This is a genomic window from Streptomyces sp. NPDC050759, assembly GCF_044456945.1.
Lineage (GTDB): Bacteria > Actinomycetota > Actinomycetes > Streptomycetales > Streptomycetaceae > Streptomyces.
Map to the genome: position 1 here is coordinate 73,631 of NZ_JBITGI010000019.1, position 18,859 is coordinate 92,489.

Below are 18,859 nucleotides of genomic sequence, written 5' to 3' on the forward strand. Positions count from 1 at the left end.
CCGGGCCGATCCTCCGGTGAGGCTCTAGCGGCTCAGGCGCGCGAACCGCCGTAGGGCCAGCGGGAAGAACACCGTCAGCAGGGCCAGCGGCCACAGGACGGCGGCCCCTACGTGTCCTGGTTCGCCGCCGGAGCCGCCCACCAGGTCCCGTACCGCCGTCGCCGTCTGGGACATCGGGTTCCAGTCGACGACCGTGCCCAGCCAGCCGGGCATGGAGTCCGGGGTCGCGAAGGCGTTGGACAGGAAGCCGACCGGCCAGACCAGGATCTGCACGGCCTGCACCATCTCCGGCTTCCCGGCGACCATCGCCAGTTGGATGCCGATCCAGAGCATCGCGAACCGGAAGAGCAGCAACAGGCCCACCGCCGCCAGAAGTCCGCCGGCACCTCCGTGGACCCGCCAGCCGATCGCGTACCCGACGCCGATCATCGCGGCCAGGCTCAGTACGGACTGGAGCATGTCGGCGGCCGAACGGCCCACCAGAACGGCCCCGTTGGCCATCGGCATGGACCGGAAGCGGTCGATCACGCCCTTGTTGAGGTCCTGGGTGACGGCGATCATGGTCGCCTCCAGCCCGAACGCCATGGTCAGCGCGAGCATCCCCGGGACCAGATAGTCGACGTACTCCCCCTCGACGCCCCGGCCGCCGCCGACGAGATAGCCGAACATCAGCAGCAGCATCACGGGGAAGACCAGCCCGACGAGGACCCGCACCGGCTGCCGTGCCCAGTGGGCGAGTTCGCGCCGGGTCATGGTCCAGGAATCGGTCAGCGCGTAGGTGCTCACACGGCCTCCTTCACTCGGTGGTCGTCACCGGTGAGGTGCAGGAACACCTCGTCCAGCGTGGGCCGGCGCAGGACCACGTCCTCCGCCTCGATTCCGGCCGCCTCCAGGGCCCGTACGACACCGGAGAGCGCCGCCATCCGGTCGGTGACCGGGGCGCTGAGCAGCCGGCGGTCGGGGTCGACCGAGACCCCGGACGCGTCGAGAGGCAACAGGGCGACGGCCGCGCCCAGTTGGCCGCCGTCCCGCAGGACCACGTCGATGCGGTCGCCGCCGGTTCGCGCCTTCAGCTCGTCCGCCGTGCCGTCGGCGACGACCCGGCCCCGGTCGACGAGGGAGATGCGGTCGGCGAGCTGGTCGGCCTCCTCCAGGTACTGCGTGGTCAGCAGGACCGTCGTACCGCCGCCGACCAGGGAGCGGACCGCGGCCCACACCTCGGCGCGGCCGCGGGGATCGAGGCCGGTCGTGGGTTCGTCCAGGAACAGCACCTCCGGGTCGCGGATGAGGGAAGCGGCCAGGTCGAGGCGGCGCCGCATGCCGCCGCTGTAGGCGCGGACCGGCTTGCGTCCGGTGTCGGTCAGGCCGAAGCGCTCCAGGAGTTCGTCGGCGCGCACGCGCGCGTGGCGGGCGCTCAGGTGGTAGAGGCGGCCGAACATCTCCAGGTTCTGGCGGCCTCCGAGCTCCTCGTCGAGGGCCGCGTGCTGGCCGAGCAGGCCGATCCGCAGCCGTACGTCATAGGCGTCGCACTCCACGTCGTGGCCCGCCACCTCGGCGCGGCCCTCGTCCGGGCGCAACAGGGTGGACAGGACGCGGACCAGGGTGGTCTTTCCCGCGCCGTTGGGGCCGAGCACGCCGTGGACGCTGCCGCGCGCGACCCTCAGGTCGAGCCCGTCCAGGGCGGCCTGGTCGCCGTACCGCTTCCGCAGGCCTTCCGCGACGATCACGTCGGTCATCGAGGCACCCTCCAGGATCAGCTGTAGTCAAACTTGACTACCCATTCAAAGTAGCGCCGATGGCCACACTCGTCAAACTTGATTAGCGAGCGTCCCCGGGGTGCCGCTCCCCCGTCGCGTACGGGTTCTCCTCACCCTCGGCGAGGACACCGACGAACGGGGCGCCCTCCCCCGCGAACGTGTACGCCCCGCCCTCGATACGGGCGATGAGCCCCTGGGTCCACTCCGCCTCGGCGTCGGCCGTGTGGATCCAGAGGTTCATGATCTCGCCGATGTGGCCGAGCTGCTCCGGACCGTCCTCGGGCACGTAGTGCTCGGTGACGGAGGAACGCCACGCCTCGATCCCGCGGATCCGCTCCTTCAGCAGCGCCACGGCCTCGGCGCGCGGCAGTTCGACGATGAACCCGATCGCCGCCGACTTGACGTCCATCTTCTGGTCGTACGAGGTCAGCGCCTCGCGCACCAGCCTGAAGCACTCCTCGGTGCCGGCCTCGGTGATCTCGTACTCCGTGCGCGGCGGACCGCCCGCGGTGGACGGCGCCGTCTCGTGCTCGATCAGCAGCCCTTGCTTCGCCATCTGCTTCAGGGCGTGGTAGATCGAACCGGGCTTGGCGTTGGACCACTCGTGCGCGCCCCAGTACTCCAGGTCGTTGCGCACCTGGTAGCCGTGGGCCCGCCCGTGCTGGCGCACCGCGCCGAGCACGAGAAGACGGATCGCTGACATGCGGTCCAGGTTATGGCCTCACTTCACGGCGAACGCCACCAGCGTGCGCGTCTCCGGATCGAGGCGGTAGAGGACGCGCCAGGGCCCGTGAAAAGCGAACCGGTTCAGAACGGGAAGCCGCTCCGGCCGTGCTGGACCGAGATCCACTTGGTGGTGGTGAAGGAGTCCAGCATGGTGTCGCCGTTCAGGCGGCCGATGCCGGAGTGCTTCTCGCCGCCGAAGGGGACGATCGGCTCGTCGTGGACGGTGCCGTCGTTGACGTGGAACATGCCGGTGTCGATCCGCTTGGCGAAGGCGACACCGCGCTCGATGTTCTCGGTGTGGACGGCGCCGCTGAGGCCGTACGGGGTGTCGTTGACCAGACGGACGGCCTCCTCCTCTCCGTCGAAGGTGACGAGGAGGGCGACCGGGCCGAAGAGCTCCTGCTTGAGGAGGGGCGAGTTCGCGGGCAGGTCCGTCAGGACGGAGGGCTCGACCAGGTTGTCCGTCCTGCTGCCGTGCACCAGGGCCGTCGCGCCCTCGGCGAGCGCCTGCTCGACGGCGCCCGAAATGGCGTCCGCCTGCGAGGAGTTGATGACCGGGCCGATGACCGTCTCGGGGTCGCGCGGGTCGCCGGCCTTCAGCGTCCGCACCTTGGCGACGAACTTCTCCGTGAACTCCTCGGCGACCGACCGGTCCACGAGGACGCGGTTGGCGGCCATGCAGACCTGGCCCTGGTGGACGTAGCGGCTGAAGACGGCGGCGTCGACCGCGTAGTCGAGGTCGGCGTCGTCGAGGACCACCAGGGCGCTGTTGCCGCCCAGTTCGAGGACCGAGCGCTTGAAGTGCGAGGCGCAGACGGTGGCCACGTGGCGGCCGACCTTGTCGGAGCCGGTGAAGGAGATGACCTTCGGGACCGGGTGCTCGAGGAAGGCGTCGCCGATCTCGGCGATGTCGGTGATGACGACGTTGAGCAGACCACCGGGCAGCCCCGCGTCCTCGAAGATCTTCGCGACCAGGGAGCCGCCGACGATCGGCGTGTTCTGGTGCGGCTTGAGGACGACGGCGTTGCCGAGTGCGAGCGCGGGGGCGACCGACTTGAGCGACAGCAGGAAGGGGAAGTTGAAGGGGCTGATCACGCCCACGACACCGACCGGCACCCGGTAGACGCGGTTCTCCTTGCCGTCCACCGGCGAGGGGATGATCTTGCCTTCGGGACGCAGCGACAGGTTGATCGCCTCGCGCAGGAACTCCTTGGCGAGGTGGAGTTCGAAGCCGGCCTTCAGACGGGTGCCGCCGAGCTCCGCGATGATCGCCTCGGCGATCTCCCCCTCGCGCTCCTCGATCAGCCGGAGCGCCTTCTCGAACACCGCACGGCGGGCGTAGGGGTTGGTCTCGGCCCACTTCTTCTGCGCGCGGGCGGCGGCCCGGTACGCCTCGTCGACCTCGTCGACCGTGGCTATCGTGATCGACGCCAGCTTCTCGTCGTCGTACGGGTTGAAGTCGATGATGTCCCAGGAACCCGTACCCGGGCGCCACTCACCGTCGATGTACTGCTGGGCCAGGTCGGTGAAGTACGACGACATGTGATCCCCAAATCACTAGCAGACACACGATCAACGTCACGGTCTGATCACACGTCATCGTACTGGCGGGACACGCCAGTTGGGCACGCTGAGCAATCTTCTGGGGATAACCCTGGGAGTGTGGGCGGAGATCCCGCTCGTCAGGACAGTTGGAGGAGGCCGCGCAGCAGATCCCGGCTCTCGTCCGGGCCCGGACTGTCCTGCTGGAGTTCCTTCAGGGCCTTCTCGTACTGCGCGACGTCCTCGCGCTTGTCAAGGTAGAGCGCGCTGGTGAGCTGCTCCAGGTAGACGACGTCCGTCAGGTCGGACTCCGTGAAGCTGAGGATCGTGAAGGCGCCGCTCTCACCGGAGTGGCCGCCGAAGCCGAACGGCATGATCTGCAGCCGGATGTTGGGGCGTTCGGAGACCTCGATGAGGTGCTGGAGCTGTCCGCGCATCACCTGGCGGTCGCCGTACGGCCGGCGCAGGGACGCCTCGTCGAGCACCACATGGAACTCGGGACCGCTGTCATCGGCGAGGTACTTCTGCCGCTCCAGGCGCAGCGCCACGCGCTTCTCGACGTCCGCCTCGCTCGCGCCCTTCATTCCGCGCCGCACGACTGCACGTGCATACGCTTCGGTCTGCAACAGGCCGTGGATGAACTGGACTTCGTAGGCGCGGATGAGGGAGGCGGCGCCCTCCAGGCCCACATAGGTGGGGAACCAGCTCGGCAGGACGTCGGAGTAACTGTGCCACCAGCCCGCGACGTTGGCCTCGCGGGCGAGGGACAGGAGCGATTTCCGCTCCTGCTCGTCCGTGATGCCGTAGAGCGTCAGCAGGTCCTCCACATCACGCGTCTTGAAGCTCACCCGGCCCAACTCCATCCGGCTGATCTTCGACTCGGACGCGCGGATCGAGTAGCCCGCCGCCTCGCGCGAGATGCCCCGCGCTTCCCGCAGTCGCCTGAGTTGCGAGCCGAGCAGCATCCGCCGCACCACCGATCCGGGCTCTCCCGCGCTCACGTTCGCCAGCCTCCCCAACGTCTTCAGGGGCCGAAGTCTGCCACTAAAACACTCCGAGCAGTACTCGTCCGATTACAGATATGGAAAGAAGCCAAAGATTCTGCACAGGGCCGAGACGCGTAGAGAGGAGGAAGAGGAAAGAAGTAGTGGAGAAGATGGCGGAAAAAATGGCCAACAAGCGGTACGGGTGGGCCCAATTCGGTCACCTGCACGTGCATCTGCACCTTGCATCTGCATCGCTCATCCGAAACCATGGTCTCGCGCAACCGCTGCATCGCAACGACCGCGAGTTCCCGGGAGTGCCTCGCATGGGGATGAATGGATCGACCATGCTCGAGCCGTTACGGCAGGGCCTTCCGCCGCTGGATCCTGCGGCCGCGTCCGACGCCGCCGCCTGTTCTCTGCCCGCCCGCTACGAAGCGGTGGGCGACGCACGCAGGTTCACCCGCAGAACGCTCGACCAGTGGGAGCTGGGCGACCACTTCGACGACATCTGTCTCGTGGTCTCCGAGCTGGTCACCAACGCACTGCGGCACGCGGTCCCGGTGAACGGCGTGCACACCGGGGAGCAGAGTCCGCCCGTGCGGCTGCACTTGATGCGGTGGACCGAGCGACTGGTGTGCGCGGTGCGCGACCCCAGCCAGGACAGTCCGGTCGCACGTGACTCCGACGACTTCTCGGCGGAGTCCGGGCGCGGTCTGTTCCTCGTCGACTCCTTCAGCGACAGCTGGGGCTGGCATCCGATGGCGGGGACTCTGAGCGGCAAGATGGTCTGGGCGCTGTTCCGGCTCCAGCCGCACGCCGGTCCGGCCGCGGCTTCCACCGAGTGATACCTGGCGGCCTTTTACGAGGCCACGGTTCTACGCGCGTTACACGGTGCGCTGGCGCAGTTACCCCCGGTCACCCACAGGTGACCGGGGATCAGCCCGCTATCAGGTGGTCGAACTCGCCGTCCTTGATGCCGAGGAGCATCGCCTCGATCTCCGCGCGCGTGTAGACGAGCGCGGGGCCGTCCGGGAAACGGGAGTTGCGAACCGCAACTCCTCCGTCGGGCAGGCGCGCGAACTCCACGCAGGAACCCTGCGAGTTGCTGTGCCGGCTCTTCTGCCAGGCCACCCCGCGCAGAGCCGTGGCCGTCATGCCGTTGTACACGTCGAGGTCCACAGGTCGCTCCCCGGTGGTGCGGTGGCCTTGTGGCCAGTGATGCAGCGGTCAACTGGTCCGGATCATAGCTCTGTTCACGTGCAGATGCATGAGCAGATGCACGTGCACGAGGGGTGTTCCTGCGGTTACAGATGTGACGTGTGGGACGCTAGATACGTTCCATCGTGTGCCCCAGAGCCCGCATCACATGCGTCCGCCAGCCCCCGTCCATGATCGTCCGGGCCATCGGCTGAGCGGGATCGTCGGGATCGAAACCCTCGTGCACTAGAAAGAGACGCGTTCCGCGCCCTTCCTGTTCCACCTTCCATGTGACGGTCCAGTCCGCGGAGTTGGCCGGATCGGCGTCGGTCCACCGGAGGCTCAGCATCCGCTGCGGCTCGAACGCGAGAACCTCCACCTCGACGGTGCCGGAGAAGTTCGAGTTCGACCGCGGGACGGAGGTCATGGTGTACCGGTGTCCGACCTCGAGCCGGAACGCCTCCGCCCCCTGCATCTGCCACTGCACGAGCAGTTCGGGCTCGGTGAGGGCGCGCCAGACCTTGGCCGGCGGGTGCGGGAAGAACTGGTCGACGCGGATGACCGTGAGGTCCTCGTCGGGTGCGTTGCTCATGTCACGTCATCGTCGGGCATACGGTCCAGCAGCGCGCCCAGGTCCTTCAGCCGGCCGCGCCAGAACCGCTCGTACGGATGGAGCCAGTCCTGCACCTCGGCGAGCGGGGCCGCCTCAAGCCGGTAGATGCGCTGCCGGCCGGAGCGCTGCTCGGTGACGAGGCCCGCCTCCCGCAGCACTCTCAGATGTTCGGACAGACTCGGTCGCCGCATGTCGAAATGGTCGGCCAGGGCCTGGACCGGCTGCGGCCCGCCGTCGCGCAGCAGCCGCAGCACCTCGCGGCGCACGGCGCTCGCCAGCGCGGCGAAGACGCGGTCGGCATCGGCCTCGGTGGTCCCGGCCTCGACGGCCCCTGATGCGGTCATGCCGGCCTTCCTACTGGTGTGCCTCCGTCAGCAGCATCAGACCGTTGCCGTCGGGGTCCGTGAAGGAGGCCATGCGGCCCCACGGGAGCTCGTCGGGTCCCTGAACGGGGGTCCCGGCCTCCGTGAGCCGCGCACAGTCCGCGTCGACATCGGTCGTGACCAACATGATCCCCCGGGCCGAGCCGGGCTCGAAGCCGCCCATGCCCGGACCGGAGAGCGTGAAGACGGTCTGCGCGCCCTCGGGGGCGACCTGGAGCCAGCGCCCCTGGGGCAGGTCCCGGTCGGCGGTGACGGTCAGACCGAGGACGTCGGTGTAGAAGCGCAGCGCGCGGTCCTGGTCGGAGACGGGAAGCGTGACGAAGGAGGCGTGGGTGATGGTCATGCAGAGAGAATAGGTAGGGCTTTCCCTACGAGTCAACCGTAGGCAAAGTCCTACCTATAGGGCGTCACCTGGTGGAGTAGGGCAGCAGTGCCATCTCGCGGGCGTTCTTGATCGCGCGGGCGAGCAGTCGCTGTTGCTGGGCCGACACACGGGTGACGCGGCGGCTGCGGATCTTGCCCCGGTCGGAGATGAACTTCCTCAGCAGGTCGGTGTCCTTGTAGTCGATGTACGTGACCTTGGCCGCGTCCAGCGGGTTGGGCCGGTTCTTGACGGGCCCCCGCTCGGGCTTGCGAGGCATCAGACCTCCAGGAGGGTGTCGAAGGCGGGCGGGAGCCGTTTCCAGGCGTCGCGCCCCGCGGAGTACTCGGCGTCGGTCAGCAGGCAGGACTCCAGGAGCCGTTCGAGTCCGTCGCGGTCGAGACCGGGCGAGGTGAAGACGAGGTGCTGGCAGCAGTCGCCGTGCTCGGGGTGCCAGTCCATCGCGGCGGCCGCCCGGCGCACCGGCGGGACCATCTCCCAGGCCGCGTCCGGCAGCGAGGCGAGCCAGGGGCCCACGCTCTCCACACACAGGGCACCGCCGGCCGCGTCCCAGTGCAGCAGCACGTCCGGCTTGTCGGCGAGCCAGAACCGGCCCCGGCTGCGTGCGGCCGCGCAGGTGATGCCCTCCAGGGCCTCGTACAGCCGCTCCGGGTGGAAGGGCCGACGACGGTGCCAGACGAGCGTGGACACACCGTGCGCGTCGGCCTCGGCGGGCAGCAGGGCGCAGGCGGGGTGCTGGGCCGCCGCGGCGGACTCCACGTCGAATCCGGCGAGGGCGGCCCGGGCCAGCGGAGAGTGCGCGGACTGTCGTACGGGATAACGGGTGCCCGCCTGGTCCGTCGTCCTGGCGCTCCCGATCGGGACCCGGCGGGCCGTCGGATGGAGCTGGGCGAGCAGCTCGCGGTCCTCCTCGTCGGCCTCCGGGGAGTCGAGAACGGCGAGGACGGGGGCGTACTCCAGCTGGCGGGCGAAGGTGTCGGCGACCGTGCGCTGGTCGGTGGCCGCGGCGGCGAGTCCGCGCTCGGCGAGGTCGTCGCCGTTGCCCAGGTAGGGCAGGACGAGTGCCGGGTCGACCGCGGTGATCACGCCGGTGACCGTGAGACCGCCGGCCGCGACCACCTCGGCCATCGCCTGGGGCTCGACGGAGTCCCACAGCTCGACGACCGCGAGGCGGAGCGTCCCGGCCGCGTCCAGGCGGCGCAGCTCCGGGACCAGGTCCTCCCGGAGCGCGCAGCACGCGCAGTCGTTGACCAGGGGGGTCTCGCCGGCGGACAGGATGCCGGTGGTGTCACGGATCGTCCGCACGACGGTGCCGGCCGGGGCCGTCGCCAGGTCGTGGTGGAGGACGACACTGCCCGGCACGTCGGCGAGCAGCTGCCCGACGGCCGCCTTGCGGGCGTCGGCGTGCAGCCCGCCGACGATCACGACGGACAGCATCAGCCCTTCTTTCCGTACCGGCGCTCGAAGCGCTCCACACGGCCGGCGGTGTCCAGGACCCGGGCCGTGCCGGTGTAGAAGGGGTGGCTGACGTTCGAGATCTCGACGTCGACGACCGGGTAGGTGTGGCCGTCCTCCCAGTCGACCGTCTTCCCGCCCGCAGTCGCCGAGAGAGTCGAGCGGGTCAGGAAGGCATAGTTCGCGGCCCGGTCGCGGAAGACGACGGGGCCGTAGGCGGGGTGGATTCCCTGGCGCACGAGGATCAGCGCTCCTCTCGGAAGTCGACGTGACGGCCGACGACCGGGTCGTACTTCCGCAGGGTCATACGGTCCGGGTCGTTGCGGCGGTTCTTGCGGGTCACATAGGTGAAGCCGGTCCCGGCGGTGGACCGGAGCTTGGTGACCGGGCGGAGTTCGTTGCGTGCCATGCTGCTATCTTACTGAAAATGAATTCCATTTACACATCCACGTCGAGAGAGGTGCATCACCCGTGTCCGCCCACTGCATGCTGACCGGAGCCCAGCCGGGCTTCGGCAACCGCATCTCCCGCTCCCACCGGCGCACTTCGCGCCGCTTCGACCCCAACATCCAGTCCAAGCGCTACTGGCTGCCCGGTGAGGGGCGGCATGTGCGGCTGCGGCTGAGCACGAAGGGCATCAAGACCGTCGACACGATCGGCGTCGAGGCGGCCGTGGCGCGGATCCGTGCGCGCGGTGTGCGGATCTGAGGGGAGACCGGTATGGCGAAGAAGAGCAAGATCGCGAAGAACGAGAAGCGCCAGGAGACCGTCGCGCGGTACGCCGAGCGGCGGGCCGAGCTGAAGGAGATCCTCCGCCGGCCCTCCTCCACGGACGCCGAACGGCTGGCCGCACAGGAGGAGTTGCGACGGCAGCCACGGGACGCGAGTGCCACGCGCGTGCGCAACCGCGACCAGGTGGACGGGCGGCCGCGCGGCTACTTCCGGGCCTTCGGGCTGTCCCGGGTGGGGCTGCGGGAACAGGCCCACGCGGGATATCTGCCAGGTGTCCGCACATCCTCCTGGTAACACTCACGGGTGGTGCTGGTAGCTTGCTGCGGTCCGTCCGGCCGACCGCTACAGCTTGGAGCCTCCGGTGACTACGGCGATCATCTCGCGCACTGCGTCGCGTCGGCGCGCCGGGCTCGCGGCCGCGGGACTGGTGGGCGCGCTCGTCCTGACCGCGTGCAGCGGCGGAGGCTCGGACGACGAACCGTCGCCGAGCTCCAGTACGGCCGACTCGCCGTCGGCGTCCGCCTCGGCCTCCGCTTCCGGCGGGACCGGCGGTACGTCCTCCTCGTCCGCGTCCGGCGAGGTGACGGGCAGCTGGCTGGCGACCACGGGCGGCAAGGCCGTGGTGCTGCTGGTCAACGGCGACCAGTCCGGGCTCTTCGTCACCGGCGGCACGGTGTGCAGCGGCTCCGCGAGTGCCGACAAGATCCGCCTCAAGTGCACGGACGGCAGCAAGGACCGGGCGGACGGGACGGTCCAGTCGGTCGGCAAGGACACCCTCAAGGTGAACTGGGAGGGCGGCATCGGCGCCGAGACCTACACCCGGGCCGACGGCGGCAAGCTGCCGAGCGGGTTCCCGACGACGACCTCGGGGTCGTAGCGGAAAGCGTCGGTGGGGGCGGGCAACCGTGGCGTCCCGGCATGCGTGATGATCCATGCACCGGATCGCTCACATCAGAGGACTTCACATGCGCGCCGCCCCCCTCGCCGTCACCGCCCTCGCCGCGGCCCTGCTCCTGACCGGCTGCTCCAGCGACAGCTCCGTCTCCGGCGGTGGCAGCGCCTCCGCGAGCCCGAGCAACCGCACCACGTGCAAGATCGGCGCCATGGACGTGGAGGTCGGACCCGCCAACGTGGCCCCCGCCGCCGGGGACACCGGCAACATCCCCGTCACGCTCACCAACCAGAGCGCCGAGTGCACGCTGGACGGCTTCCCCGGCATCGACCTGAACGCCACGGACTCGTCGGCGAGCCTCTCGCCCGCGGAAGGCGCGAAGTCCACGAAGCTCACCCTGGCCAAGGGCACGGCCGCCACCTTCACCCTCACGTACACCCGCGGCGAGGCCGGCGCCAAGGCGAGCCTCGACGTGAAGACGCTGAACATCGCCCTGCCGGGATCCGGGACCGCGAAGAGCTACAAGTGGTCCTACGGCCCCGTCCAGGGCCGGAGCGACAACCCGGGTGACCCGAACGCCTCGGTCAGCGCCTTCTCCCCGGTCGGGGACTGAGCCGGGGCCGGTTTCCGACCTGCGCCCGGTCGGCCGCCCGGGCGCCCTCCGTCCAGCCCGCCTCGTCGCTGACACCGCGCAGACGGGTCGTGGTGGTCTGCGGGAACATCCGGTCCAAGCGGTCGGTGACGGCGACTTCGCGGGAGGCGAGGACCGGCAGCAGGTCGTCGGTCACCGGGGCCTCGGCGGCGGTGCGCAGGCGGTCGCCGACGCGGTGGGCGTAGGCCGCGAGGAAGGACTGCCGGAAGGTCTTTGTACGCGCCCGGCCGCCCGCACGCTGGGCCGCTTCCGCCTTCGCCATCGCGGACTGCGCCTGCACGAGTAGCGAGGTGTACAGGAGTTCGACGGCCGCCAGGTCGCCCTCGAAGCCGACGACCGTGGAGAAGGCGAACGGTTCGTTCCACACGGCCCGGCAGTGGTTGGCAGTGGCGACCGCGTCGAGCAGCACCGCCTTCGCCTGCTCGTACGGCGCCTCGACCCCGATCCGGCAGGCACCGGGGGCGTCCTTCGCGGGCGCCCGGGCGTCGAGCAGCGCCTCGTCGACGCTGTGCCGGGCCATCAGCTCCTGCGCCTTGGCGGTGAGGGCCTCCGCCTCCTCGGGGTAGCCGGTCGCTTCCGCCTTGGCGAGCAGGGCACGGATACGGCCCAGCATGCGGTCGTCGCCGTCGTGCGCCCGCCGGGGCTCCTCCAGCGGTTCCAGCGCGGGCAGCCGCAGCAGCAGGCGGTACAGCTCGAGTACGGCGGTGGCGTGCGTGAAGCGGTCGGGGCGGGGGGTGTTCTCGTCGGCCTCTTCCAGCTGGGCCAGCTGAGCGGCCCAGCGGTGGCCGCGCGGGCGGTCGTCCGGGGCCTGCGCCCTGATCAGGGCCGTGGCGAGGCGTACATGCGGGTCGTCCAGTTCGCGTCGCACGATCCGTACGACATCGGCGGGCTGCCAGCCACGCCGCCAGGCCTGCGCCACGAACTCGGTGCCACGCCGGGCCAGTTCGGCGTCCGCCTCGGGATCGGCGGCGAGGACGGAGGCGCCGGTGTCCAGAGCGGTGTCGTCGTCGGCATAGAGGGCGGCCCGGAAGGCGCGGTCGACGGTGCCACTCGGGCTGTCGCTCGCGCTGTCGCCCTTACTGCTGCTCTCACTGCTGCTCACGGGGCGATCGTCTCACTCCCCGAAAATCGGTCGCCCACGCGCGCGTGCCGCTCCGAGCATGGCGGCATGGTGGACATGTCTCTCTACGCGGCCTTTCTCGTCGCCGCCTTCGCGCTCTGTGTCACTCCGGGTCCCGACATGATGTTCATCGTGGCGATGGGCGGCCGGGGCGGGCCCGCCGCGGGGGTGATGGCGGCGTTCGGGGTGGCCTCGGCGATGTTCGTGCACACGCTTGCGGCGGCGCTCGGTCTTTCGGCACTGTTCCAGGCCCTGCCGACGCTGTACCACGTGCTGCGCTGGGCGGGCGCGGCCTATCTGCTGTACCTCGCGGTGAAGGCGTTCCGGGACCGTTCGGTGCCGGGTGAGGACGGGGAGCCGGCCGGTCCCGGAATGCGGCGGGCCTTCTGGCAGGGTGCCGTCACCAATCTGCTGAACCCCAAGGTGATCCTGTTCAACGTGGCGTTCCTGCCCCAGTTCGTGGCACCGGAGATGGGCCACGTGTGGGGGCAGTTCCTGGTGCTCGGGCTCACGATCACCGTGATGGGCGTCGTCGTGGACGGCCTGACCGGGCTGCTCTCCGGGAAGCTCTCGGCGCTGCTGCGGCGCAGTCGGCGGGTGGCGCGCGGGCTCAACATCTTCAGCGGGTCGGTGTTCACGGGGCTGGCGGTGCGGTTGGTGGTGTCCACCCCGAAGTAGCGGCGGCGGCAGCACGCGCGCGTGGATGCCTCTCGTCCTGGACGGACATCGGACGGAGCATGGGAGTCACCCGGCAGGCGGCGCAGAAGCGGTTCGTGCCCAAGGAGTCGGCGGACCTGGCGGCCGACCAGGGCTTCAGTCGGTACACCCTGCGGGCCCGCAACGTCGTGATGTCGGCCCACAACGCGGCCATCACCGCCCGCAACCCCGAGGGCCGTCCCGAGCACCTCGTCCTCGGCCTGCTGGCCGAACCGGAGGGCCTCGCCGCCAAGGCGCTCGTCGCGCAGGGGGTCACCCTCGACGCCGTCCGCCAGGCCGCGACCGAGGCGCTCCCGCCGGCCGCCGACGAGGTCCCCGAGCTCGTCCCCTACGGCTCCGACGCCAAGAAGGTCCTGGAACTCACCTTCCGCGAGGCACTCCGGCTGGGCCACAACTACATCGGCACCGAGCACATCCTGCTGGCCCTGCTGGAGTTCGAAAACGGCACGGGGGTCCTGTCCGCTCTCGGCATCGGGAAAGGCCCGGTGGAGGCTGCCCTCGCCCAGGAGCTGGAGGGGTACCTGAAGCCGCAGGGGGAGCAGGGCTGAGGGACCCGGTTCGTTGGAAGGTCCGTTGTCAGACCCTCCTGCCACACTCGCCACCATGACCGACCGCTGGGCTCTCGCTCCGGCCGAGGACGGTGGTGTGGAGGTCGCCGCCCTCGGTCCCGACGGGCTGCCCGCCGGGCCGGTGCGGTGGGAGGCGGATCTGGCTGGGGCCGTGCGGGGGCGGCCGGAGGTGGCGCGGTGGGTGTGGCGGTCCACCGCCGAGGTCTATCCGCGTCTGCTCGCCGCGGGGGTGCGGGTGGAGCGGTGCTACGACATCGAGGACGCCGAGACCCTCCTGCTCGGCCACGCGGGGCGATACGGCGAGCCCCGCTCGGCCGCCGCCGCCCTGGCCCGGCTGCGCGGCGGCCCCGTACCGCCCGACCCACCCCAGCGCGCGGCCGAACCGGGCTCGCAGTCGCCCCTGTTCGAGCCGCAGAGCGTCCATCTGCCGCTGACCGACCTCGTCGAGGTCTACGCCGACCAGCAGCGGCGGCACGACACCACCGCGCACCCCGACCGGATGCGCCTGCTGACCGCCGCCGAGTCGGCGGGGATGCTGGTGGCCGCCGAGATGAACCGCGCCGGGCTGCCGTGGAGCGCCGAGACCCACCGCCGGGTGCTGCACGAACTGCTCGGCGAGCGGTACGCCGGCGGCGGCGAGCCCCGGCGTCTCGCCGAGCTCGCCGACGAGGTGTCAGAGGCCTTCGGGCGCCGGGTGCGGCCCGATCTGCCCGCCGATGTCGTCAAGGCGTTCGCGCAGGCCGGCATCAAGGTGAAGTCGACCCGCCGGTGGGAGATCGAGTCCCTCGACCATCCGGCCGTGAAGCCGCTGGTCGAGTACAAGAAGCTGTACCGCATCTGGGTCGCCCACGGCTGGTCCTGGCTCCAGGACTGGGTACGGGACGGGCGGTTCCGGCCCGAGTTCCATGCGGGCGGCACCGTCACGGGCAGATGGGTCACCAACGGCGGCGGTGCCCTTCAGATTCCCAAGGTCATCCGGCGTGCGGTGGTCGCCGACCCCGGCTGGCGGCTCGTCGTCGCCGACGCCGACCAGATGGAGCCGCGGGTGCTGGCGGCCATCTCCCGCGACCCCGGGCTCATGGAGGTGGCGGGACGCGAGAGCGACCTCTACCAGGCCGTCTCGGACCGGGCCTTCTCCGGCGACCGCGGCCAGGCCAAGCTCGCCGTACTCGGCGCGGTCTACGGCCAGACCTCCGGCGACGGCCTCAAGAACCTCGCCGCGCTCAGACGCCGCTTCCCGAAGGCGGTGGCGTACGTCGACGACGCGGCCCGGGCGGGCGAGGAGGGCCGGCTGGTGCGGACCTGGCTGGGGCGGACGTGCCCGCCTGCGGCCGGTGCGGGCGACGCGGAGGAGGCGGGCATCCCCCAGGACGACCCGGTCCAGCGCCCTGTGGAAGACGGCTGGGGGCCCGGGTACGCCTCCACCAACACCCGCGCCCGCGGCCGGTTCGCCCGGAACTTCGTGGTGCAGGGCAGCGCCGCCGACTGGGCCCTGCTGCTGCTCGCCGCGCTGCGGCAGGCGTGTGCGGGGATGGCGGCCGAACTGGTCTTCTTCCAGCACGACGAGGTCATCGTGCACTGTCCCGAGGAGGAGACCGAGGCGGTCGTGGCGGCGATCCGGGAGGCGTCCGAGCTGGCCGGGCGGCTGACCTTCGGCGAGACGCCGGTGCGGTTTCCGTTCACGACGGCGGTGGTGGAGTGCTATGCGGACGCCAAGTGATCACCGTAGGCCGGAGTCGTCGAGCAGCGCGATGAGCTCCTGGAGCACCGTCTTCTCGTCCGTCCCGTCCAGCGCGTCGAGAGCGGCCCGCCACTGCTCGTGGGCCTCCTCCGCTCTCCCCCGTTCACGCAGCAGGAGTCCGTGCTGGTGGCGGGCGAGGGCGCCGGTGTAGCGGTCGGCGCGGGCGTCCGCGCGGCGCAGCAGTTCCGCGCACTCGGCGGCGGCGCGTTCGCCGTGGCCGATCAGGCGCAGGGCCCGGACCAGGCCGAGGCGGCTCTGCGACTCGCCGTGCCAGTCGCCGGGGCTGCCGAGGATGCGCAGGCTCTCCTCGAAGTGCGCCATCGCGGCGGCCGGTTCGCCGAGAGTGAGGTGGGCGTAGCCGATGTTGCAGTGTGCCGAGTGCCGGACGACCACGCTGCCGGTCTCCTCGCCGATGGCGAGCGAACGCCGGTGCTGCTCGATGGCGGCGCGCGGGTCCGTGTGCTCGTACAGGTTGCCCAGGTTGCTGTGGGTCACCGCCTCGCCGAAGGGGTCGTTCAACTGCCGTGAGTAGGCGAGGCTCTGCCGCAGTGCCTCGCCCGACTCGGCGTATCGGCCCAGGCCTTCCAGCAGGAGACCCCGGTTGTTGAGGCAGCGGCGGGTCCAGGAGTCCGCGCCGAGCCGCCGCCAGATCGCGAGGGCGTGGTCGTTGAGGGCCAGGGCCTCGCTGTGCCGGCCGGTCAGGAAGTGCAGTCCGGCGAGGTCGCCCAGGGCGCATGCCTCGGCGGCCTCGTCGCCGAGCCGCCGCGCCACCGTGAGGGCGGCCCGGCCGAGGACCTCCGTCTCGGCCACCCGGCCGCTGCGCTGGAGGAAGGGCGAGAGCAGGCGCAGCAGGGTGGAGACATGGGCGGCGGTGCGCTCGTCGGGGGTGTCCGTGTGCCGTTCGACCAGGACGACGATGTTCTCCAGCTCCGACTCGCCCCAGGCGAAGGCCTTCTCGGAGGACGGGAACGGCGGGATGGCCAGCACATGGGCCGCGTGCTCCGGCGGCTGCGCGGCGGTTGGGCGGCGGCGGTCCTCCAGGTCGAGGCCGGGTTCGACGATCGCGGTGAGGGCGCGTTCGGCGACGGCCGCGTACCAGCGCAGGGCGGTGCGGGCGATGTCGGGGGCGTGTTCGGTGCCCGCGAGCTCCCGCGCGAAGTCGCGGACCAGGCCGTGCGGGGCGTAGCGGCCGTACGCCGTCTCCTCCAGGAGGGCCACGTCGACGAGGCGGTCGAGCGCGTCCTCGGCACGGGTCTGGTCGGTGCCGTCGGTGCCGAGGAGGCGGGCGACGAGGGGGACGCCGTAGGTGGGCAGGTCCAGGGCGCCGATGCGGCACAGGGCGAGGGCGGCGTCGCGGTCGGAGCGGCGACCGGAGGCGGCGAGGGCTTCGTGGGCGACGGCCAGGGAGCGGCGGACGGAGAGGTCGTCGTACTCCAGGTGCCGCAACCGGTCCTCGGTGGCGGCCAGTTGGTCGGCGAGGACGTCCGGGGTGAGGGCCTGACGGGCGGCCAGACGCGCGGCTACGACGCGGAGGGCCAGGGGGAGGCGGCCGGTGAGCTCGATGAGGGGGTGGGTGGCGTCTATGGGCGTAGAGGGAGTGACGGCATCGGAGGTGACGGGGGTGAAGCGGTCAGCGGGGTCGCCGTCGGCGCCGGGGCTTCCCCGGCCGTCCCGGCCCGACACCGCGCGCAGCAGCTCCGCGCTCTCCTCGGCCGAGAGCGGGGTGAGCGGGAAGCGGTGGGCGTCGTCGAGGGCGGTCAGGGGGGAACGGCTGGTGACGATCACCGCGCAGCCGGCGCCGGCCGGCAGCAGCGGCCGTACCTGCGCGGCGCTCGCGGCGTCGTCGAGCACCATGAGCGTGCGGGTGGGCGCGAGCAGTGACCGCAGCAACGCGGCTGCCGCGTCCGGGTGTTCGGGGATGCTGCGCGGGTCTGCGCCGAGGTCGCGGAGCAGTGCGGTGAGGGCCTGGGCCGGAGTGAGGGGGGTCATTCCCGGGGTGGCGCCCTGGAGATTGACGTAGAGCTGGCCGTCGGGGAAACGTTCCCGCAGTTCATGGGCGACGTGCAGTGCGAGCGCGCTCTTGCCGACGCCCGCCATGCCGCTGATGACACCGACTGCTGGGCCGCCGCCGAGGGTGAGGACATCGCGGAGGTCGTCGCGGGCGGCGGTGCGGCCGGTGAAGTGTCCGGGGGGTGGGGGGAGTTGGGCGGGGCGGGGCAGAGGGAGGGGGGCCTCGGCCTCGCGGGTGGAAGACGGCGGTTCGGCGGCAGGGTGCGACGGATGGGCGGCGAGGTGCGACGGATGGAGGCCGGGCGGAGCATCTTCGCGCGTAGCGCCTGCCGCGCCCTCGCCTCCCGTCCGGTCAGCCCCGTCGTCCCGAACAGCACCCACACCCCGCGTACCGGCCTCGGCCCTCCCGCCGCCGTCTCCCCCGCGCAGCACCTCCACATGTGCCGCGCGGACCGCCGGGCCCGGCTCCACGCCGAGTTCCTCGACCAGGTGGGTGCGCAGGTCGCGGTGGACGGCGAGGGCCTCGGCCTGGCGGCCGGTGCGGTGGAGGGCGAGCATCAGCTGGCGGTGGTAGGACTCGCGCAGGGGGTGTTCGGCGGCGAGCGCGGAGAGTTCGGGGACGAGGGCGGCAGGGCGGGTGTCGGCGAGGGCGAGTTCGGCGTCGTAGTGCCACTCCAGGAGGAGCAGTCGGGCCTCCTCCAGGCGCTGCACCAGGGCGTATCCGGCGAGTTCGGACGGGACCCCGCTGAGCGGCGCGCCCCGCCACAGCGCGAGCGCCGCCGCGCACGCCTGGACGGTGTCGGTCCAGTTCCCGTCGGCGTGCGCGCCGCGGGCCCGGGCGGCGTGGCTCTCGAAGACCTGGACGTCGAGCTCGCCCGGCGCGACGCGCAGCAGATAGCCGGGGGCCATCGCCTGCAGCCGCTCGGGGTCGTCGAGCAGCCGGCGCAGCCGGGAGACGTGATTGTGCAGGGAGGCCTTCGCCGAGGCCGGCGGGGTGCCGCCCCACAGGGCGTCCTTGAGGGCCTCGGCGGAGACGACCCGGCCGGCTTCGAGGAGCAGCGCGGCAAGGAGGATCCGCTGCTTGCGACTGCCGACGACACGCACCCCGCCGTGGCCGTCGTACAGGATCGGTGGTCCGAGCAGTCCGAACCGCAGCCCCGACTGCGATCCGCGCCCCATCACGCCGCCCACTTCTGGCGGATTTCCGCCCTCTCCACGGCGGTTTCCCGCCAGCCGTCCGACGCAGGCCGCTGCCGGAATCCGCTACCGCTCCCGGCCCTGCACACAGTCAGTTCCCCATCGCTGCCGTCTACTTCACGCCAACCGGCGAACCACAAAACGTTGATGCATTGGCCAATGTTAGCGATTTGTTGGCGCAACCTGAT

Annotated in this window: 22 protein-coding genes and 1 pseudogene; 8 read left to right on the forward strand and 15 right to left on the reverse strand. The window is 71.1% G+C overall.

What is annotated here, in order from left to right:
* Positions 1-24: 24 nt before the first annotated feature.
* From ACIBJB_RS39395 to ACIBJB_RS39415, 5 genes are all read right to left on the reverse strand, one after another.
* A complete protein-coding gene (locus ACIBJB_RS39395; protein WP_398938345.1) occupies positions 25-786 on the reverse strand; it encodes an ABC transporter permease in 762 nt (253 codons plus the stop codon).
* Positions 783-1,736: an ATP-binding cassette domain-containing protein gene (locus tag ACIBJB_RS39400; RefSeq protein WP_398938347.1), complete on the reverse strand. Its 954-nt coding sequence runs from the start codon at positions 1,734-1,736 to the stop codon at positions 783-785. Before ACIBJB_RS39400 ends, ACIBJB_RS39395 begins: the two co-directional genes overlap by 4 nt.
* A gap of 82 nt (positions 1,737-1,818) precedes the next feature.
* Positions 1,819-2,460, reverse strand: a complete 642-nt coding sequence (locus ACIBJB_RS39405) for a PadR family transcriptional regulator (protein WP_306978090.1) — start codon at positions 2,458-2,460, stop codon at positions 1,819-1,821.
* Positions 2,461-2,564: 104 nt separating this feature from the next.
* Complete coding sequence (locus tag ACIBJB_RS39410; RefSeq protein WP_398938349.1) at positions 2,565-4,025, reverse strand: aldehyde dehydrogenase family protein; 1,461 nt, start codon at positions 4,023-4,025, stop codon at positions 2,565-2,567.
* A gap of 140 nt (positions 4,026-4,165) precedes the next feature.
* The gene (locus ACIBJB_RS39415) at positions 4,166-4,990 is read right to left on the reverse strand and encodes a helix-turn-helix domain-containing protein (RefSeq protein WP_398938478.1); all 825 of its coding nucleotides are present in this window, start codon (positions 4,988-4,990) and stop codon (positions 4,166-4,168) included.
* Between the two features lie 365 nt (positions 4,991-5,355).
* Here ACIBJB_RS39415 and ACIBJB_RS39420 point away from each other — a divergent pair, with 365 nt between their 5' ends.
* Positions 5,356-5,856 (forward strand): ATP-binding protein, encoded by a 501-nt coding sequence (locus ACIBJB_RS39420; protein WP_398938351.1) that lies wholly within the window; start codon positions 5,356-5,358, stop codon positions 5,854-5,856.
* 91 nt (positions 5,857-5,947) lie between these two features.
* On the opposite strand, the gene ACIBJB_RS39425 is transcribed toward ACIBJB_RS39420, so the two are convergent.
* The 8 genes from ACIBJB_RS39425 to rpmG form a co-directional block, all read right to left on the reverse strand.
* Positions 5,948-6,190: a DUF397 domain-containing protein gene (locus tag ACIBJB_RS39425; RefSeq protein ID WP_176742548.1), complete on the reverse strand. Its 243-nt coding sequence runs from the start codon at positions 6,188-6,190 to the stop codon at positions 5,948-5,950.
* A 148-nt stretch (positions 6,191-6,338) separates the two neighbouring features.
* The gene (locus ACIBJB_RS39430) at positions 6,339-6,800 is read right to left on the reverse strand and encodes an SRPBCC domain-containing protein (RefSeq protein ID WP_398938353.1); all 462 of its coding nucleotides are present in this window, start codon (positions 6,798-6,800) and stop codon (positions 6,339-6,341) included.
* Positions 6,797-7,165, reverse strand: a complete 369-nt coding sequence (locus tag ACIBJB_RS39435) for an ArsR/SmtB family transcription factor (RefSeq protein WP_398938355.1) — start codon at positions 7,163-7,165, stop codon at positions 6,797-6,799. Before ACIBJB_RS39435 ends, ACIBJB_RS39430 begins: the two co-directional genes overlap by 4 nt.
* A gap of 10 nt (positions 7,166-7,175) precedes the next feature.
* Complete coding sequence (locus ACIBJB_RS39440) at positions 7,176-7,547, reverse strand: VOC family protein (RefSeq protein ID WP_057612401.1); 372 nt, start codon at positions 7,545-7,547, stop codon at positions 7,176-7,178.
* 64 nt (positions 7,548-7,611) lie between these two features.
* Positions 7,612-7,845, reverse strand: a complete 234-nt coding sequence (gene rpsR / locus ACIBJB_RS39445) for a 30S ribosomal protein S18 (RefSeq protein ID WP_398938358.1) — start codon at positions 7,843-7,845, stop codon at positions 7,612-7,614.
* Positions 7,845-9,023 carry a CobW family GTP-binding protein gene (locus ACIBJB_RS39450; protein WP_398938360.1) on the reverse strand — a complete coding sequence of 393 codons (1,179 nt, stop codon included), beginning with the start codon at positions 9,021-9,023 and terminating at the stop codon, positions 7,845-7,847. The genes rpsR and ACIBJB_RS39450 overlap by 1 nt, the downstream gene beginning before the upstream one ends.
* Positions 9,023-9,280, reverse strand: coding sequence for a type B 50S ribosomal protein L31 (locus ACIBJB_RS39455; RefSeq protein ID WP_398938363.1), 258 nt, complete (start codon positions 9,278-9,280; stop codon positions 9,023-9,025). Before ACIBJB_RS39455 ends, ACIBJB_RS39450 begins: the two co-directional genes overlap by 1 nt.
* A gap of 5 nt (positions 9,281-9,285) precedes the next feature.
* Entirely contained in the window at positions 9,286-9,450 is a 165-nt protein-coding gene (rpmG, locus tag ACIBJB_RS39460; RefSeq protein WP_398938365.1) for a 50S ribosomal protein L33, read from the reverse strand.
* Between the two features lie 62 nt (positions 9,451-9,512).
* Here rpmG and rpmB point away from each other — a divergent pair, with 62 nt between their 5' ends.
* The 4 genes from rpmB (at position 9,513) to ACIBJB_RS39480 (ending at position 11,278) form a co-directional block, all read left to right on the forward strand.
* Positions 9,513-9,749, forward strand: coding sequence for a 50S ribosomal protein L28 (rpmB, locus tag ACIBJB_RS39465; RefSeq protein WP_398938367.1), 237 nt, complete (start codon positions 9,513-9,515; stop codon positions 9,747-9,749).
* Between the two features lie 12 nt (positions 9,750-9,761).
* Entirely contained in the window at positions 9,762-10,067 is a 306-nt protein-coding gene (gene rpsN, locus ACIBJB_RS39470; protein ID WP_398938369.1) for a 30S ribosomal protein S14, read from the forward strand.
* A gap of 67 nt (positions 10,068-10,134) precedes the next feature.
* A complete protein-coding gene (locus ACIBJB_RS39475) occupies positions 10,135-10,650 on the forward strand; it encodes a hypothetical protein (protein WP_398938371.1) in 516 nt (171 codons plus the stop codon).
* An 88-nt stretch (positions 10,651-10,738) separates the two neighbouring features.
* Positions 10,739-11,278 (forward strand): DUF4232 domain-containing protein, encoded by a 540-nt coding sequence (locus ACIBJB_RS39480; protein ID WP_398938373.1) that lies wholly within the window; start codon positions 10,739-10,741, stop codon positions 11,276-11,278.
* On the opposite strand, the gene ACIBJB_RS39485 is transcribed toward ACIBJB_RS39480, so the two are convergent.
* The gene (locus ACIBJB_RS39485; protein WP_398938375.1) at positions 11,250-12,419 is read right to left on the reverse strand and encodes a DUF2786 domain-containing protein; all 1,170 of its coding nucleotides are present in this window, start codon (positions 12,417-12,419) and stop codon (positions 11,250-11,252) included. The genes ACIBJB_RS39480 and ACIBJB_RS39485 overlap by 29 nt on opposite strands.
* Positions 12,420-12,485: 66 nt before the next feature.
* Between ACIBJB_RS39485 and ACIBJB_RS39490 the strand changes: the two genes are divergently transcribed.
* The 3 genes and pseudogenes from ACIBJB_RS39490 (at position 12,486) to ACIBJB_RS39500 (ending at position 15,443) form a co-directional block, all read left to right on the forward strand.
* Positions 12,486-13,115: a LysE family translocator gene (locus ACIBJB_RS39490; protein WP_398938377.1), complete on the forward strand. Its 630-nt coding sequence runs from the start codon at positions 12,486-12,488 to the stop codon at positions 13,113-13,115.
* Positions 13,046-13,702: pseudogene (locus tag ACIBJB_RS39495) on the forward strand (Clp protease N-terminal domain-containing protein); the annotation flags it as partial. The gene ACIBJB_RS39490 and the pseudogene ACIBJB_RS39495, both read left to right, overlap by 70 nt.
* Before the next feature lie 55 nt (positions 13,703-13,757).
* Positions 13,758-15,443 carry a bifunctional 3'-5' exonuclease/DNA polymerase gene (locus ACIBJB_RS39500; RefSeq protein ID WP_398938379.1) on the forward strand — a complete coding sequence of 562 codons (1,686 nt, stop codon included), beginning with the start codon at positions 13,758-13,760 and terminating at the stop codon, positions 15,441-15,443.
* Here ACIBJB_RS39500 and ACIBJB_RS39505 read toward each other — a convergent pair whose 3' ends face one another.
* Positions 15,444-18,653, reverse strand: coding sequence for a BTAD domain-containing putative transcriptional regulator (locus tag ACIBJB_RS39505; protein WP_398938381.1), 3,210 nt, complete (start codon positions 18,651-18,653; stop codon positions 15,444-15,446).
* Positions 18,654-18,859: the final 206 nt, after the last annotated feature.

Coding starts and splice junctions, on each gene's coding strand:
- ACIBJB_RS39400 (WP_398938347.1), bottom strand. CDS start 1,736: ATGACCGACGTGATCGTCGCGGAAGGCCTGCGGAAGCGGTACGGCGAC.
- ACIBJB_RS39405 (WP_306978090.1), bottom strand. CDS start 2,460: ATGTCAGCGATCCGTCTTCTCGTGCTCGGCGCGGTGCGCCAGCACGGG.
- ACIBJB_RS39410 (WP_398938349.1), bottom strand. CDS start 4,025: ATGTCGTCGTACTTCACCGACCTGGCCCAGCAGTACATCGACGGTGAG.
- ACIBJB_RS39415 (WP_398938478.1), bottom strand. CDS start 4,990: ATGCTGCTCGGCTCGCAACTCAGGCGACTGCGGGAAGCGCGGGGCATC.
- ACIBJB_RS39420 (WP_398938351.1), top strand. CDS start 5,356: ATGCTCGAGCCGTTACGGCAGGGCCTTCCGCCGCTGGATCCTGCGGCC.
- ACIBJB_RS39430 (WP_398938353.1), bottom strand. CDS start 6,800: ATGAGCAACGCACCCGACGAGGACCTCACGGTCATCCGCGTCGACCAG.
- ACIBJB_RS39435 (WP_398938355.1), bottom strand. CDS start 7,165: ATGACCGCATCAGGGGCCGTCGAGGCCGGGACCACCGAGGCCGATGCC.
- ACIBJB_RS39440 (WP_057612401.1), bottom strand. CDS start 7,547: ATGACCATCACCCACGCCTCCTTCGTCACGCTTCCCGTCTCCGACCAG.
- rpsR (WP_398938358.1), bottom strand. CDS start 7,845: ATGCCTCGCAAGCCCGAGCGGGGGCCCGTCAAGAACCGGCCCAACCCG.
- ACIBJB_RS39450 (WP_398938360.1), bottom strand. CDS start 9,023: ATGCTGTCCGTCGTGATCGTCGGCGGGCTGCACGCCGACGCCCGCAAG.
- rpmG (WP_398938365.1), bottom strand. CDS start 9,450: ATGGCACGCAACGAACTCCGCCCGGTCACCAAGCTCCGGTCCACCGCC.
- rpsN (WP_398938369.1), top strand. CDS start 9,762: ATGGCGAAGAAGAGCAAGATCGCGAAGAACGAGAAGCGCCAGGAGACC.
- ACIBJB_RS39480 (WP_398938373.1), top strand. CDS start 10,739: ATGCGCGCCGCCCCCCTCGCCGTCACCGCCCTCGCCGCGGCCCTGCTC.
- ACIBJB_RS39490 (WP_398938377.1), top strand. CDS start 12,486: ATGGTGGACATGTCTCTCTACGCGGCCTTTCTCGTCGCCGCCTTCGCG.
- ACIBJB_RS39500 (WP_398938379.1), top strand. CDS start 13,758: ATGACCGACCGCTGGGCTCTCGCTCCGGCCGAGGACGGTGGTGTGGAG.
- ACIBJB_RS39505 (WP_398938381.1), bottom strand. CDS start 18,653: ATGGGGCGCGGATCGCAGTCGGGGCTGCGGTTCGGACTGCTCGGACCA.